Origin of the sequence: Streptomyces sp. NBC_01232, from assembly GCF_035989885.1 — a bacterium.
Lineage (GTDB): Bacteria > Actinomycetota > Actinomycetes > Streptomycetales > Streptomycetaceae > Streptomyces.
Genome location: NZ_CP108518.1, coordinates 7,045,836 through 7,059,868 on the forward strand (window position 1 = coordinate 7,045,836; position 14,033 = coordinate 7,059,868).

General features: G+C 68.4%; 15 protein-coding genes and 1 pseudogene. 10 read left to right on the forward strand and 6 right to left on the reverse strand.

Features of this window, described 5'->3' with window-relative positions:
• Positions 1 to 50: 50 nt before the first annotated feature.
• The 6 genes from OG444_RS32575 to OG444_RS32600 all read left to right on the forward strand — a co-directional run bounded on the left by OG444_RS32575 (position 51) and on the right by OG444_RS32600 (position 3,869).
• A complete protein-coding gene (locus tag OG444_RS32575) occupies positions 51 to 1,418 on the forward strand; it encodes an MBL fold metallo-hydrolase (protein WP_327265467.1) in 1,368 nt (455 codons plus the stop codon).
• A 39-nt stretch (positions 1,419 to 1,457) separates the two neighbouring features.
• Positions 1,458 to 1,817, forward strand: coding sequence for a rhodanese-like domain-containing protein (locus OG444_RS32580; protein ID WP_327265468.1), 360 nt, complete (start codon positions 1,458 to 1,460; stop codon positions 1,815 to 1,817).
• Positions 1,814 to 2,560, forward strand: coding sequence for a sulfite exporter TauE/SafE family protein (locus tag OG444_RS32585; RefSeq protein WP_266444692.1), 747 nt, complete (start codon positions 1,814 to 1,816; stop codon positions 2,558 to 2,560). The genes OG444_RS32580 and OG444_RS32585 overlap by 4 nt, the downstream gene beginning before the upstream one ends.
• 94 nt (positions 2,561 to 2,654) lie before the next feature.
• Complete coding sequence (locus OG444_RS32590) at positions 2,655 to 3,227, forward strand: rhodanese-like domain-containing protein (protein WP_327265469.1); 573 nt, start codon at positions 2,655 to 2,657, stop codon at positions 3,225 to 3,227.
• A 65-nt stretch (positions 3,228 to 3,292) separates the two neighbouring features.
• The gene (locus OG444_RS32595) at positions 3,293 to 3,559 is read left to right on the forward strand and encodes a metal-sensitive transcriptional regulator (protein WP_266606729.1); all 267 of its coding nucleotides are present in this window, start codon (positions 3,293 to 3,295) and stop codon (positions 3,557 to 3,559) included.
• Positions 3,560 to 3,677: 118 nt separating this feature from the next.
• Entirely contained in the window at positions 3,678 to 3,869 is a 192-nt protein-coding gene (locus tag OG444_RS32600) for a hypothetical protein (protein ID WP_266444701.1), read from the forward strand.
• Between the two features lie 143 nt (positions 3,870 to 4,012).
• Here the strand turns inward: OG444_RS32600 and OG444_RS32605 are convergent.
• From OG444_RS32605 to OG444_RS32625, 5 genes and pseudogenes are all read right to left on the reverse strand, one after another.
• A pseudogene (locus OG444_RS32605) lies at positions 4,013 to 4,177 on the reverse strand (GNAT family N-acetyltransferase); the annotation flags it as partial.
• A 281-nt stretch (positions 4,178 to 4,458) separates the two neighbouring features.
• On the reverse strand, positions 4,459 to 5,250 hold the full coding sequence (locus OG444_RS32610) for a hypothetical protein (protein ID WP_266606731.1): 792 nt from the start codon (positions 5,248 to 5,250) through the stop codon (positions 4,459 to 4,461).
• Positions 5,251 to 5,558: 308 nt separating this feature from the next.
• Positions 5,559 to 6,335 carry a hypothetical protein gene (locus tag OG444_RS32615; protein WP_327265470.1) on the reverse strand — a complete coding sequence of 259 codons (777 nt, stop codon included), beginning with the start codon at positions 6,333 to 6,335 and terminating at the stop codon, positions 5,559 to 5,561.
• Positions 6,336 to 7,285: 950 nt separating this feature from the next.
• Positions 7,286 to 9,412, reverse strand: coding sequence for a CHAT domain-containing WD40 repeat protein (locus OG444_RS32620; protein ID WP_327265471.1), 2,127 nt, complete (start codon positions 9,410 to 9,412; stop codon positions 7,286 to 7,288).
• A gap of 26 nt (positions 9,413 to 9,438) precedes the next feature.
• Positions 9,439 to 10,128, reverse strand: a complete 690-nt coding sequence (locus OG444_RS32625; protein WP_327265472.1) for a hypothetical protein — start codon at positions 10,126 to 10,128, stop codon at positions 9,439 to 9,441.
• A gap of 103 nt (positions 10,129 to 10,231) precedes the next feature.
• On the opposite strand from OG444_RS32625, the gene OG444_RS32630 reads away from it, so the two are divergent.
• The 3 genes from OG444_RS32630 to OG444_RS32640 all read left to right on the forward strand — a co-directional run bounded on the left by OG444_RS32630 (position 10,232) and on the right by OG444_RS32640 (position 12,762).
• The gene (locus OG444_RS32630; RefSeq protein ID WP_327265473.1) at positions 10,232 to 10,555 is read left to right on the forward strand and encodes a CU044_2847 family protein; all 324 of its coding nucleotides are present in this window, start codon (positions 10,232 to 10,234) and stop codon (positions 10,553 to 10,555) included.
• A 301-nt stretch (positions 10,556 to 10,856) separates the two neighbouring features.
• Entirely contained in the window at positions 10,857 to 12,104 is a 1,248-nt protein-coding gene (locus OG444_RS32635) for a hypothetical protein (RefSeq protein WP_327265474.1), read from the forward strand.
• Positions 12,105 to 12,234: 130 nt separating this feature from the next.
• Positions 12,235 to 12,762: an SMI1/KNR4 family protein gene (locus OG444_RS32640; protein ID WP_327265475.1), complete on the forward strand. Its 528-nt coding sequence runs from the start codon at positions 12,235 to 12,237 to the stop codon at positions 12,760 to 12,762.
• 79 nt (positions 12,763 to 12,841) lie between these two features.
• Here the strand turns inward: OG444_RS32640 and OG444_RS32645 are convergent, their stop codons facing one another.
• On the reverse strand, positions 12,842 to 13,210 hold the full coding sequence (locus OG444_RS32645; protein ID WP_327265476.1) for a hypothetical protein: 369 nt from the start codon (positions 13,208 to 13,210) through the stop codon (positions 12,842 to 12,844).
• A gap of 170 nt (positions 13,211 to 13,380) precedes the next feature.
• Between OG444_RS32645 and OG444_RS32650 the strand changes: the two genes are divergently transcribed.
• Positions 13,381 to 14,028 carry a GNAT family N-acetyltransferase gene (locus OG444_RS32650; RefSeq protein ID WP_327265477.1) on the forward strand — a complete coding sequence of 216 codons (648 nt, stop codon included), beginning with the start codon at positions 13,381 to 13,383 and terminating at the stop codon, positions 14,026 to 14,028.
• Positions 14,029 to 14,033: the final 5 nt, after the last annotated feature.

A 14,033-nucleotide genomic window follows, 5' to 3' on the forward strand; every position in this document is an offset into this window, starting at 1 on the left:
GGCTCGAAATATACCCCCGGGGGTAAATGCCAGCCGAAAGGAGCAACCACGTGTTCTTCATCGACACCATCGAGACCGAGGGCCTGGGAAACCGCAGCTACCTGGCGGGCGGCGCGGACACCGCAGTGGTGGTGGACCCTCCCCGCGACATCGACCGTGTCCTGGCGGCGGCTGCCGCGCGGGGCGTGCGCATCTCGCACGTGGCGGAGACCCATGTCCACAACGACTACGTCACCGGCGGCCTGGACCTGGCCCGCATCACCGGCGCCGCCTACCTCGTGCCCGCTGCCGCCCGCGTCTCCTTCGCCCGCACACCGGTCGCCGACGGCAACACGGTGAGTGTGGACGAGGGCATCACCCTGCGGGCGATGGCCACACCCGGACACACCCCGCACCACACCTCCTACGTCCTGGACGAACGGGGGACGGCGGCCGCGGTGTTCACCGGCGGGTCGCTGCTGATCGGCTCGGTCGGTCGCCCTGACCTGGTCGAGCCGAGGCTGACCGAACAGCTGGCCCGCGCCCAGCACGCATCCGCGCACCGGCTGGCCGCCGAGCTCCCCGACGAGACGCCGGTGCTGCCCACCCACGGGTTCGGCAGCTTCTGCTCCTCCTCCCAGTCCGAGGGCGACGCCACCACGATCGGCAAGGAGAAGGAGGGCAACGACGCCCTGGTCAAGGACGTCGACTCCTTCGTCGCCGCCCTGCTGGCAGGCCTGGAGGACGTGCCCGCCTACTACGCCCACATGGGCCCGGCCAACTCCGAAGGCCCCACCCCGGTGGACCTGACCGCACCCCCGCTGGCCGACGCCGCCGACATCGCCGAGCGCCTGGCCGCCGGGGAATGGGTGGTGGACCTGCGCAACCGGATCGCTTTCGCCGAAGGCCACATCGCCGGCTCGTTCAACTTCGAGGCGGAAGGCAAGATCGCCACCTACCTGGCCTGGATGATCCCCTGGGGCAAGCCCGTCACCCTCCTCGCCGAGTCACCCGCCCAGCTCGCCGCCGCCCAGCGCGAACTGGTCCGCGTCGGCATCGACCGCCCGGCCGCGGCCGCCACCGGCACCGTCCGCGACTGGGTACCCGACGGCCACGCCCTGCGCTCCTTTCCCCGAGCCACCTTCGCCGACCTCGCCGCCCAGGACCCCCGCCCGGATGTGGTCCTCGATGTGAGGCGGGACTCCGAACGCGCCACAGGCTGGATCGAAGGCTCCGTACACATCCCGATCCACCACCTCCACCGCCGCCTGGCCGACGTACCGGCCGGGACGGTGTGGGTGCACTGCGCGGGCGGAATGCGCGCGGGCATCGCCGCCTCCCTGCTGGATGCCGCAGGCCGCGACGTCGTCGCCGTCGACGACTCCTTCGACGCCACAACCGACGCCGGGCTGCCCCTCACCACCGGCACCGGCAGCTGAACCGCTGCCCCCGCCACCCGAGACTCGGAAGGAAACCAGATGCCTCTCCTCCGCCGCGGCACCGCCCGCGTCACCCCCGACCAGGCCCACCAGCGCACCACCGACGGTGACGCCATCCTCCTCGACGTGCGCGAGCAGGCCGAGTGGAATGCCGGCCACGCCCCCGGCGCCGTGCATGTGCCGCTCTCCCGGCTGGTCACCGGCACCGGCCTGCCCGCCACGGCCCAGGACCGGCCACTGTTGGTGATCTGCCGCTCCGGGCACCGCTCCCAGCAGGCCGCCAGACTCTTGGCCGGGCGCGGAGCCGAGGCCGTCGACGTCAAGGGCGGTATGCAGGCCTGGGCATCAGCCGGGCTACCGGTCGTCGACGCAGAAGGAAGCAGCGGCCGGATAGCGTGAGCGCCCTCATCCTCGCCCTCATCGCTGGGGCCGTCATCGGCCTGGCCCTCGGGGCGCTCGGGGGCGGCGGCAGTGTCCTGGCCGTCCCCGCCCTGATTTACCTCCTCGGCTTCACCCCGGCCGCCGCCACCACCGCATCCCTGATCATCGTCACCGCCACCTCCGCGACCGCCCTCTACACCCACGCCACCTCGGGAAACGTCCGCTGGAAGACCGGCGCGCTGTTCGCGGCCGCCGGAATCGTGCCCGCGATCGCTGCGGGTACCCTGGCCGCACGCCTGCCCGAGGAGGTGCTGACCGCCGCGTTCGCCGCGATCGCGGCCCTCGCAGCCCTCAGGATGTTCAAGCTCGCCGACCCCCACCAGCAGGCCAGGCCCGTCAGGCCCACCCGGGCCGCCGGTGCAGGCGCCGGACTCGGCGCGGTCACCGGCCTCCTCGGGGTCGGCGGAGGCTTCCTCGCCGTCCCCGCCCTCGTCTCCGTCCTCGGACTGCACATGCGCGCCGCGGTCGGCACCAGCCTGCTGGTCATCACCGTCAACTCCCTCGCCGCGCTCGCCGCCCGCGCCGGCACCAACACGCCCCTGCACTGGGCGGTCATCGCTCCCTTCGCCGGAGCCGCGATCCTCGGAGCGTGGGACGGCAAACGCCTCGCCTCCAAAATCTCCGGTCCCACCCTTCAGCGGATCTTCGCGCTCGTGCTCCTGGCCGTCGCTGCCCTCATGCTCATCGACGCCCTCCGCTGACCTTCCCGCCCGCGACCCGCAACGGCGCCCCATCGCCAGTCGATAACGAGGTGTCCGTAACCGGGCACCAGACAAAAAGGATGGAACACCGCTCATGACCACCCCCCACGCCCTCGACACCGACCAGGCCCGCACCCGCCTGCACGAACTGATCGTCCTGGACGTCCGCACCCCCGGCGAATACGCCACCGGCCACCTTCCCGGCGCCCTCAACATCCCCCTCGACCACCTCGACCATGCCCTCCCCGACATCCGCCACGCAGCCCAGCGCGGCGACCTCCTCGTCGTCTGCGCCTCCGGCGCACGCTCCGAGAACGCTTGCCACACCCTCGCCGCCCACGGCATCACCACCGCCACCCTCACCGGCGGCAAAACAGCCTGGGCAGCGGACGGCCACACCCTCCACCACCCCGACAGCGCCCGACGCACCGCCTGGAACATGGAACGCCAAGTCCGACTCACCGCCGGCGCCGTCGTCCTGACCGGCCTCGCGCTGGGCCGCCTGCACCCCGCCTTCCGCCTCGCTTCCGCGGGCGTCGCCGGCGGCCTGGTCTACTCCGCCCTCACCAACACCTGCGGCATGGCCTCCCTCCTCGCCAAACTCCCCCACAACCGTCCCCACCAGGGCGACCTCGACGCAACCCTCGCCGCCCTCCGGGCCGGCTGACCACCCCCGCCCGATACACCCTGGGGTACCAGGGTGTGAGAGCGCACAAAGCCAGGAGGCAACCGGTGAAAGTCGACGACGACGCAGTCAACTCAGTCCTCAACCGCCTGCGCCGCGCCCAAGGACAGCTCGCCGGCGTCATCGCCATGATCGAAGCCGGCCGCGACTGCAAGGACGTTGTCACGCAGCTTGCCGCAGTCTCCAAGGCCCTGGACCGCGCCGGCTTCAAAATCGTCGCCAGCGGCATGCGCCAGTGCATGACCGAAGCCGACCAGGGTCAGGCCCCCATGACCGAGGCAGAACTCGAAAAGCTCTTCCTCGCACTCGCCTGACGCCCACGCAGAACGGCCCGGCCCCCATCAGGAGCCGGGCCGTCCGCATACCCGCACCGGCCGGCGCCATGAGCCCCTGCGGTGAGACGCCCACGCCAGACTCGGTACTGTGCGCACGGTGACCAGAAAGACGAAGACGCAGGCCGAAGACAGTGATGACCGCGGATTGTCGGTGCGGGCGTTCACCGCGCTCATGCTGGGCGCCCTTGCCGTCGTAGGGGCGCTCGCCCTGCTGGGTGGCTGGGCCGGACTGATCGGCATCGTGATCACCGCCGTCGTCCTCATCGGCTTCGCGGCCTCCCGCATGTAGAGCGCACAAATGCCCGCTGGAAGCGCGGGCGCGAGGTGATCCCAGTACCGGTTCGGCGGCTCGGCCGACCGACTGCGGCCGGGCGCCGACTGTTGCTGTAGCCGTCGCCCGGCGAGGACGAGAGCGAGTTGTAGGGGCGCCAGTCAGGTGGCGGTAGGGATGTGGCGCTCCGCGAGGACGACGTCCCGCCACTGGCCCCGGTGGCAACCGATGCTCTCGCGAGTGTCGACGATCCGGAAGCCGGCCCGGGCGTGGAGGGCGAGGCTGGCGGTGTTCTCGGGGAAGATGACGGACTGGACGGTCCAGATCATGGTGATCGCGGCGGCCAGGTGCCTCAGGTCGTGAACCGTCACCCGCGGTACACCGGCAGCACGAGCTGGCGTCCAGGGCTGCCGGACGGGCTACGAGTTCCTTGGCGCGGTTGAGGACACCGGCTCAAAGGTCCGCATTGTGCGTGGTGACCTGGTGCTCTCGCCGTTCATCTACGCCGACGGCAGACCTATGGCCCCTGCGGAGGCCGGCCCAGTTTCGAAGGCGTGGAAGGTGGACAGGGGGAGGCCGTGCGTGGCCAAGGTCGACGGAACCCTGGTCAAGCTGCCCGTCGCCCTCCGGGCTGATCTTTGGCCCACCACAGGAATGCGGCGGCGTGCTGTCGGTTGGCGAAGCCTTCGCCGGCGAGGTCGAGAAGGAGGTCGTTGCTCCACAGGATGAGCCGGCCGCGGGTCCAGTTCACCGACTCGGGGGACGGCAGCTCCAGGCCGTAGACCATCCGCGCGATCTCGCGTTTGCCGCCGGCCTCGGTGGTGTATTTCAGGATTGTCAGGAAGCGGTCGGGGTACGTCACGCAGAGGACCCTCGTGAGGAGGGCTTCCTTGAAGCCGGTCATGGCGAACGGCTTGGTGCCGGACAGCAGGTGCTCGAGCCGGTCTTCGAGCGGCAGGTCGGAAGGTCCGTGCAGGAGGTACTCGATCGTCTGGCGGGTCGCCTCCCCAGCCGCGGTGTCGCCCATGTCGTTCCACGCGGAGTTGAAGGTGGCCTGATTGCCGGGGCGGGCTCCGACTTCGGAGTTGGCGAAGTCCTTGAGGGTTCTGGGGTCGCAGGTCCACAGCCCGTCGGGGGAGAAGATCTGCTGGTACTTCGACCAGTAGGCCGCCACGTCGGGGTCGAGGGCCGGTTTGACAGCGAGGTACTGCTCCTTCAGCCGGGTCACGCGCTCCAACTGCTCACGATCGACATCCTCGGCGTTCGGGAAACGGGTCTTGAGGTCTTGGAAGGAGCGGAGCGGGTCCCTATGCGGGACGGTGGGCTCCCTGTGCTCCCATTCGTAACCGCACCGGTGCTTCACGAGCCGACGTCCGCCGTCGAACGTGCGGACCACCACGATGTCCTCATCGTCGCTGCACAGTGGACACATGGCCAATGTCATGGCAACCCCCGCTTCGTCGGTGCTTGTGCCTCACTTCGCGCCAATGCGCTCTCCGGCCAAGAGCCGCATTCTCGCATTCAGACAGGGCAGGCGGGGTGCGGTCTCCGGCATGCCGGCGGATCTCGACTTCACTGGCCTGGAGGGCAACTCCGCGCCGCAACGCCTGGTGTCCGGTTCGTGCAACGAGGTGGCAGCGTATGGCGCGTGGGCTTCGGAGGACACCTTGGTGGCGAAGCGGAAACCGCCGCGGTACCCGGCACCGATCAGTCGGTCAGCCGGCACACCCGGTCGTCATCCGTCACCTCGTAGACGTCGATGTGCAGGAGCTGTCGGATGTGGGCCGGGACGCGTGCGGCGGCCTTGAGGGAGGAGGACGGCACGACGAGGGCGTAGCGCGTGTGCGGGTCCTGGCTCGCCATGCGGCGCAGCAGTTGGCCATAGGCGATGTCGGCGTCGATGCCTTTCTCACTGGTGCGGCCCTTGGCCTCGCAGATCAGCCGTTCCGAGCCGCGTACGGCTTCGAGGTCGGTCCACCGGTCCGTGGGATCGATGGGTGTCCAGCCTTCGGCCAGTAGCCAGGTGCGGAAGGTGTCGGTGACCCGGTCCTCGTCGCTGGAGCGGGCCAGGATCTTCTTCAGTGCCGCCAGGTCGGCCGCTTCGTTGCGGCGCAGTCGTCCGCGGCCGTCCGCATTCAGGTCGGCGGGGCGGATGAGGACCAGGCGCAGCCCGTGCGCGGGGATCTGCTCATCGCGCCGGGCGTCGTACAGGGCGCGCTGCTCGCCGCGGTGGACACCGCTGACGGTGAGGCGGTTCGGCTTGTCAAAGTGGGGCATCGGCTGGTCGTGCTGCAGTTCGCGGTACTCGACCACCAGCTGATGGCCCGGCCAGTAGGCGTCGACCGGCAGTTGGACTCGTCGGCCGCCTGATCCGGGATCTCCGAGCAGCCAGTCGAACCTGTGCTGCGGCAGGGCGTTCTCCCCGAGGATCCGCTCGCACAACCCAACGACGTACGCTTCATCGCTGCCATCTCTCGTTGCCATGACCGGGCATCCTGCCACCACCCATGGACCAGCAGCACCGGGCTGGCGAACCCAGAGCCTCGCCGCGCAGAAGACCGGCAACGAGAAAGAGGCCGACTTGGCGGTCAACGCCCTGGCCCAGTCCGGTTCCCGAGCGAACGGCCGGGTCGGCGGAGGGCACTCCCGTCAGTTGAGGCGGAGGGCCTGGCGACCATCGAGCGCCTGGGGCGACTCCTGGCGTTGGCGTGAGATCGGCAGCGACCTGCGGCGTCGAGCCGAACTGAAGCGGGCCCGAGGGCCAGGTGGCGTCCCCTGGGGACCAGTTGGGGACCAGCGCCCACGTCGATGGGCGCACAGCATGTACGTATGCGCACGCTGTGCACCCTGAGATTGTGCTGTATGTCCGGATTTTTTCTCCGGCCCATCGATCTGGGGGTCAAGGGGTCGCAGGTTCAAATCCTGTCGTCCCGACTCGAAAGAGTCGCAGATCAGGGGCCGTTTTGGATTACTCCAAAACGGCCCCTTGATCGTTTTTGGGGACCCGGTCGGGGACCGGTGGGGCCGGCCTCCTCGGCTTGTCCTTCAAGGAGTTGGCGGGTGGTCATTACCGCGATGCGCGGCGGGACTTGCCTGTGGATGCCGAGCGCAGCTGCTGTACCGGTGTGCCGGTGTCACTGCCGTGGATCAGGATGCCCCACGGGCGGCTCCGTCAAAGAGTCTGATTCCGGCCACGGCAAGGGGCAAGGAATGCCCTCGACGCCTCCTTGCATTCTATGCCGCCGTTTGTCCATCTGCATCATGACAGGTCGTTTATCCGGCATCTATAGGCGCGATTCAAGGTTGAACTCGCAACGGTCGAACGCGCAAGCAATTCCGGCCGTGTGTGCGGCAGATTCTCTTCGGTCGACCGTGGCGGCCGGAAAGCAGTTTGAATGCTCGAAAGTGGTTTTCCGAGGCGGGTGACTGTGCGCTCACGGGCCGACCTCGGGAATCCTGGTATTGCGTACCACCTTGTCTTCACCCGCGCTGGCCAGGAACCGGCTGCCCGGGTAGAACGCCAGGGTGTTCACCGAGCGGTTGTGCTTGAGGTTGAACAGCGACTTCCCTGTGTCGGCCCGCCACACGCCTACGGTTCCGTCCGCACAGCCGGTGGCCATCAGGCTGCTGTCGGAGCTGAAGGCCACCGCTCTCAGACCACTTATGTGCTCGACACGGAAGAGCTGAGTCCATGTCTCCGTCTCCGTTATCTGAGCGGTGTGGTCCTCGCTGCAAGTGGCGATTTTTTGCCCGTCGGGGGAGAAGGCGACGCCGAGGACGAAATCCCCATGCGGAATCTGCGCCAGCTCATAGCCGGTGTCGGCGTCCCAGACATACGCCTTACCATCTGCGGATGCCGTGACCAGCAGGCGCCCGTCCGGGCTGAACTGCACGTCCTTGACCGCCCGGGCGTGGCGCAGGGACAGAATCCGGGTTCCGGTGCTGAGATCCCAGACGCAGGCCGTCGCGTCTGCACCTCCGGTGGCCAGGTATCTCCCACTGTGGTCGAAGTTGACCGCGTCGACGAAATGGCCGTGGGGCAGCTCTGCAACCAGGGATCCGGTCGGCATCTCCCAGATGCGTGCGAGGTTGTCCGTGCTGCCCGCCGCCAGCTTTCCACCGTCGGGGCTGAAGGCGACGGTGTTCACCATCGTGCTCCACCCGCTGATCCTGCGTTCCCACGTCGGCTGGCCGGTGATCACGTCCCAGACCCGCACGAGCTTGCGGGCGCCGGTCGCCAGGAGCCGCCCCTGCGGATGGACGGCCAGAGCGACCACCCAGCGTCCTGTGTCGATCTCAGGACGTGGCGTGGTGTCGGGGGAGGGAGTCTTGATGAGAGACGTGGCCTGTCGAGGAGGCGACGGGGTGGACGGTGGGGCAGGCCGCTCGGGGGCCCTGTCAGGGGCGGCTTCCCGCTGAATCTGATTGATCTCCTCGACCACGGTCCGTGCGGGAGCGGGCCGCCGTGAAGAGGTGAGGTCGAAGAGCCTGGCATCGCCACTGCGCTGGTACAGGACGGGGGTGAAACACTCCAGGCTGTCGTCCTTGTCGGCCCGCAGCGCGATGCGGCCCGTGCGCACCGCCTCGTCGACCGGCCGGTTGGCCGCGAGGGCCTGGTAGAAGGCCCTGGAGAAGAGAAGGGCGGCCTTGTCGGTCACCGCGAACTGCATCGCCACTACGGCCGGCACCGTGAACTCCAGCTCGGCCGCCGTACTGGAGAACAGATCCTGGGCATGTGAGGTTCCCGTCTCACAGCTGTTGAGCACGACGAGGCGGGGGGCGGGCTCGGCGATGCTGATGAGCGAGCCGAGCGCCTCTGCGTGCAGCGGATCCGGACGGCCCTGTTCATCGGCGAGGATGATCATTCCCTCGCGCCTGAGCTCGTCGAACTTTCCGTGACCTATGAAGTGGAAGATGTGGCACCCGTGGAGCAGTGCGTCGAAGAGATCCCGTTTGGTCTGACCGTGCACCCAGTCGAGCTGCACCATCCCCTCGTCGAGGAGTGGCTTGAGCGAGGTGCTCAGGCTCTCCTTCTCGGATTCCGCGTCCAGCGCGCCCAGCGAGCCGGGAAGGGACACCATGCCCAGGATGCGTAGCGGCGGCTGCACGTGCAGTGGCGAGACGGGCTCGAGGATCTCGACGTAGCGGATGATCGGGTGGTGCAGACACAGATAGCCGCCGAGCTTGGCATCGTGCAAGAGTTCCCAGGGCAATGCGGCGAGTTCCGGGGAGCGGACCCGAAGAACCATACGCAGTCTCTGCCCGTGCTCTCGCGCCTTCTGCCGGCTGGAAAGGTAGAGCGCTTGGACCGAGCTTTGAAACACGGCCTCGAACAACATGCCGCCGACCTGACGTGCGGGCGCCTCCAGTTCCGTCCCCACGGACCGTGAGCGCGAGGCGGACCCGAGCACGGCAGCCTGGAGCGAGGGCAGTCTGCCCAACAACTCGTGCGCGTCGATATCGGCGATGGCACGGTCCTCACCGCAGGGCGAGGACACTTCGACGCAATAGCCTCCGGGCGCCTCGCTCATTTCGAGTACAAAATCGAACTCTGCCGACATGGCGCCCTTCTCTCCGCGCAGCCGGATCAAGGCTCCGCTGTGGGCGAGGGGGTAGCGGGCGCTACGTCTGAATCCCCTATGGGCTGGGAGGTATCCCGGACCCAGGTGAGAAAGTCGGAGAAGTGCTTCGGGTCCGAAATCTCGGCCCAGACAACGATGTTGAAACGCCGGTCCGTGTACACGGCTACCGTGCTACCTTCGGACACATAGCAGGCGAGATCGCCAACAGTTACGGACGCATCGTCCAGATAGTACTCAGTATGGCTTCCCTTTTTATAGTCATCAATTTTGTTGCATTCGGTTCCCGGCTGGCTTTCGGGGGCAGTCTGCTTCACCCAGTAGGCATGCATGGAATGCACGTCAGGGAACATGGTGTACCACACATATTCCGGGATCATGCCTTCCGTGCTGCAGTTCGCGCTGACCGCTCCCTTGGGGGCTTCAGCGGATTCCGTGCACACCAGGGAAGCCTTGACGTCGGGCGGAATATGGGCCTTGAGATCGGCCAGCGAAAGCTCATGCTTTTCCGGCTCGGTCGATACGCCCCACATTCCGCCCGCCAGCAGCAGCACGCCGAGAATGGCGACGATAACGCGAGGTGCCCGATGCATCTTCGGGATGGTCATCAAGCGCCTGGATATTCCGCTGCCGATCAGGGCGGCCACCAGGAGGACACAGCCGATGACAATGAGAATGATCTCCACGACGAGTGGCATGACCTAGCTCCTTCGGGCGCCTCGATTCGATCTACGCGCTCAGGAGATGGGGGAACAGTCAACTACCTGGCAACACCCCATATTTCGTGCTAATCCATAGCTTATGAGCATCATAGAGTTTTCGCTAGACGATGGCAGCGCCGTGCTGGTCAGGGTCCCCGACGAGCTGGCGTCCAGCTCCGTGCTCACCCGGGGTGCATCGACCTCTGCGGTGATCGAGAAGGCCGAGGCCACGTTCGACTCCGTCATGCACGCCGTGCGGGCCGTAACCCGTGGCGTGGCTGGGCAACTTGAGGACTTCGCGCAGCGACCGGATGTCCTCGTTGTGGAGTTCGGTGTCGAGCTGAGCGCCCAGGCGGGGGCGATCATCACGGCAGCCGGCGCCTCGGCTCACGTGAAAGTCAGCCTGACGTGGAGCAAGCAGTGACTGACGGTCAGCCGTCAATTGCGGTACGCCGGAGGCAGGCAGCGCCTGCATCCACACCGAACCAGATCTTCGGGTGCGTGGAGCCGATGAGCGAGAACGGCCCCGACCGGATCCTGAGGACCGAGCTGACCACAGCGGGCGTGGGGACCCCCCCCGGAAAGTGATGTCACACCCATCATGACAGGTCAGAGGGTGTTTTCGTAGGAGGAACAGCACAGGGAACCAGCCTTGTCCAGCCCTCTGCGGGGCGCCCAGAATCGCCGCTATGAATCGCTCGGGGAAATACGATCAGGACGACATCGTGCGAGCGCGGAACGTGCTGCTCGCATCGGGGTACCGCTCGCCGCGCGAGGAAGTCGACGCCTACCGGGTGCTCGCGCAGGTCGGCCCGGCCTCGTACCTGCCGCTCCTGGCCAAGGCACTGCAAGGTCTGAGCTACGACACCAGCACCGGCAAGCGGCATCCGTCCGCCCTGGCGCTGTGCGAGGAGGCGGTGGCCGTGGCGCGGTCCATGGATCCGGCCGAGCCCACCCGTGCGGACGCTCTGTACGGGGCTCTCAACTCGTGCCAGAGACAGCTGTACCGCGTGGGCCGCCGCGCCGAAGGACTCGCCATGCGCGCCGAGATGCTCGCCATCAGCCGTGCACAGGCCGAACTGTCCCGAACCCCCGTGGCCGGTGGGCTGCACGAGTGGGCTGCCGGACTCTCCGTGGAAGGCCGGTACGCCGAGGCTGCCGATGCCATGACCGAGTTGGTGGCAGCGCTCGTGCCCCACGGGCCCAGTAGCGGGGGTCTCGCCTGGTCGCTCCTCGACTGGATCGCCGCTCTCCACAACGCCGGCCGGTCCGGCGAAGCGCTCGCCGCGTTCGAGACGCTCTTCAGCATGCAGGACGTCGAAGCCGCGAACGGCCGCGGTCTGTCGGCCTGCCGTCTCTACTCGCTCATCTGGTACGCGCAGATGCTGGACATGTACGACCGGGGCGAGCAGGCGGCACTCGTGCGGCAAGAGGTGCTGGCCCTCCTGACGGAGCTGGCCGATACAGGTGAGCGGACGACCTGGGGCAGCTACGAGGCGGCGTTCTGGGCGGTCCTGCTGACCTTCTCCGGCGCCGAAAGCGACCGACTTGCGTCCGATGGACCGTGTACGGCGTCGGGGGCTGCGCCCCTGCAGTGGTCGCCCGACGGCAAGCCGGGCTATTTCGACAGCCGTCATGCCCTCCGAGAAGAGGTGGACGCCCTCGCTCCGCGAGCCACCGCGGATCCGGACCGGCATCTCGCCGAACTGGTGCGCCTGCATCGGGCCCTCACCATCCGCTCCGCCGTCTACTGGCAGAACCGCACCCACATGTTCGGGGAGGAGGTGCGCTCGCTGTTCGACGACGGAGTGGACCTGGCCCGCCGGCTGTTCCGGCACGACCCGGCAGGAGGAGCACGGACACTGGCGAGGATCCTGATCGACCGATCGACGTTCCGTATCGCGGACTGTGAGTTCGGGCCCGCCCTCGATGACTTCCGCCAGGCCCTGACTCACCTGGGGGAGGCCGCCTGACCCGAATCGGCCGGCGTCCCGGGACGCAGGTCCGCGGGGCCGGGGGAGGCGATCCGGCACGGTGTCGGTGTCGGTGTCAGTGGCGGCTGGCAGGGTGCGTGGTGAACATGATCGTGAGAGAGGTGTGGCTGTGACTGGTCTGGGTCGGCTCAGGGAGCTGCTCGGGGAGCCGGAGGTCTGGGGATGGGCGCGGCCGGGACTGTGGGATGCGTCCGAGGCGTACCTCGGGGTGGCGCTGCCGGCGGACTACAAGGCGTTTCTCGATCTGTACGGGCCGGGTGCCATCGACGGGTACCTGTGGCTGAACCGGCCGATCGACGGCACCGCGGAGGAAGCGGAGGGACTCTGGCCGTCGCAGGGGTCCGAGGAGAGGGATCCCGACCGCTACCCGTGGCCGTTTCACCCCGAAGAGGGTGGCCTCATCTGGTGGGGATCCGACGAGGAGAACTTCTACTACTTCCTGCCCCTGGAAGCGGATCCCGCTGAGTGGCGCATCGTCGTCCAGGGCGAAGGCGGCAGCTGGTTCGAGACCGCCGGAACCTTCACCGACTTCCTCCTGCGGTGCTTCGACCGGATCGACCGCCCGCCGTTCATCGCCCGTGACTGGCCCGGGACCGACGCGAAGTACGTCCCGTACGAGCCGGACACCGGGAGCTGACCCGGCGGGTGTCCGCAGACCCGGCCCGGTGCTCCCGCCGATGGCGCACCGGCACCGGCACCGGCACCGGCACCGCGGCTCAGGCCGTGCGCCGGGCCGCATCGAGGGCGTCGGCCCGTCCTTCCAGGGCCGCCGCGATGGCGTTCCCGTCCGGGGCGTGCACGGACAGGCTCCGGGCCGCCTCACGCAACAGCGCCGGCTCGTCCGGCCGTTGCAGGAGGACGAGCCGATAGGCCAGGTTCCGGATCCGGGCCGGCAGGTATCCGTCGGCCGCATCCGGACACAGCTCCCGCAGCATGGTGAGGAGGGCGTCGGGGTCGGCGAAGGTCAGTGCTTCGACGAAGTAGAACTCGGCGTGCTCGCTGGTGCACCCCGGCGCGGGTCGGTAACCGTCCCCGTCCGCGTCCTCGTACAGACACCGGGCTTGCTCCGTCAGCGTGTTGTGCATGCCGGGCAGCCTACGGTGCCGTGCTCCTGCCGGGCTGCACCCCTGCCCGAGCCGTATGCCCACGGCTGCACGGCGGACAGTGACAGGGAGTCGGTCCCTTTCGAACGGGATGACGACGGGCCGGATAGGGTCGGTGCGTCGTGGTGGACGCGGGGAGGGGACAGCCGGGCATGGAGCGGGCGACGGGGGCGGTCGAGCCGGTGGAATCGGTGCATCTCGTGGGGGAGCGGGTCCGGTTGGAGCCGCTGGAGCTCCGGCACCACGACGGGCTCTGCGAGGCGGTCCGCGACGGCAGTCTGTGGGAGCTCGCGGTGACGAGCGTCCCGCACCCGGACGATGTCCGCGGCTTCATCGAAGAGGCGACGGCGGCCCGCGTCGAGGGTACGCAGATCCCGTACGCGACGGTGGACGCGGCGACGGGACGGGTACTGGGATCGACCCGGCTGATGATGATCAACACTGCGCAGCGGCGGCTGGAGATCGGCTGGACCTACCTGGCGGCGTCGCGGCAGGGGACCGGTGCGAACACCGAGGCGAAGCTGCTGATGCTGACCCACGCCTTCGAGGCGATGGGGATGAACCGGGTCGAGCTGCTCACGGATGTGCGCAACGCCAGGTCGAGGGCCGCGATCGCCGGGCTGGGCGCGACGCTCGAGGGCGTGCTGCGGCACCACATGGTCATGCGGGACGGCTGGATCCGCGACACGGCGGTGTACAGCATCACCCGGCCGGAATGGCCGGAGGCGAAGCAGGCGTTGGAGGCGCGCCGGGCGGGCCGCCGCCCGACCGCCCTGCCGCCCGCCCCGGACGAGCTCTGAGCGCT

Excerpts from the sequence above, each read along its gene's own strand:
- OG444_RS32580 (WP_327265468.1), top strand. The coding sequence starts at position 1,458 with ATGCCTCTCCTCCGCCGCGGCACCGCCCGCGTCACCCCCGACCAGGCC.
- OG444_RS32590 (WP_327265469.1), top strand. The coding sequence starts at position 2,655 with ATGACCACCCCCCACGCCCTCGACACCGACCAGGCCCGCACCCGCCTG.
- OG444_RS32615 (WP_327265470.1), bottom strand. The coding sequence starts at position 6,335 with ATGGCAACGAGAGATGGCAGCGATGAAGCGTACGTCGTTGGGTTGTGC.
- OG444_RS32620 (WP_327265471.1), bottom strand. The coding sequence starts at position 9,412 with ATGTCGGCAGAGTTCGATTTTGTACTCGAAATGAGCGAGGCGCCCGGA.
- OG444_RS32625 (WP_327265472.1), bottom strand. The coding sequence starts at position 10,128 with ATGCCACTCGTCGTGGAGATCATTCTCATTGTCATCGGCTGTGTCCTC.
- OG444_RS32630 (WP_327265473.1), top strand. The coding sequence starts at position 10,232 with ATGAGCATCATAGAGTTTTCGCTAGACGATGGCAGCGCCGTGCTGGTC.
- OG444_RS32645 (WP_327265476.1), bottom strand. The coding sequence starts at position 13,210 with ATGCACAACACGCTGACGGAGCAAGCCCGGTGTCTGTACGAGGACGCG.
- OG444_RS32650 (WP_327265477.1), top strand. The coding sequence starts at position 13,381 with ATGGAGCGGGCGACGGGGGCGGTCGAGCCGGTGGAATCGGTGCATCTC.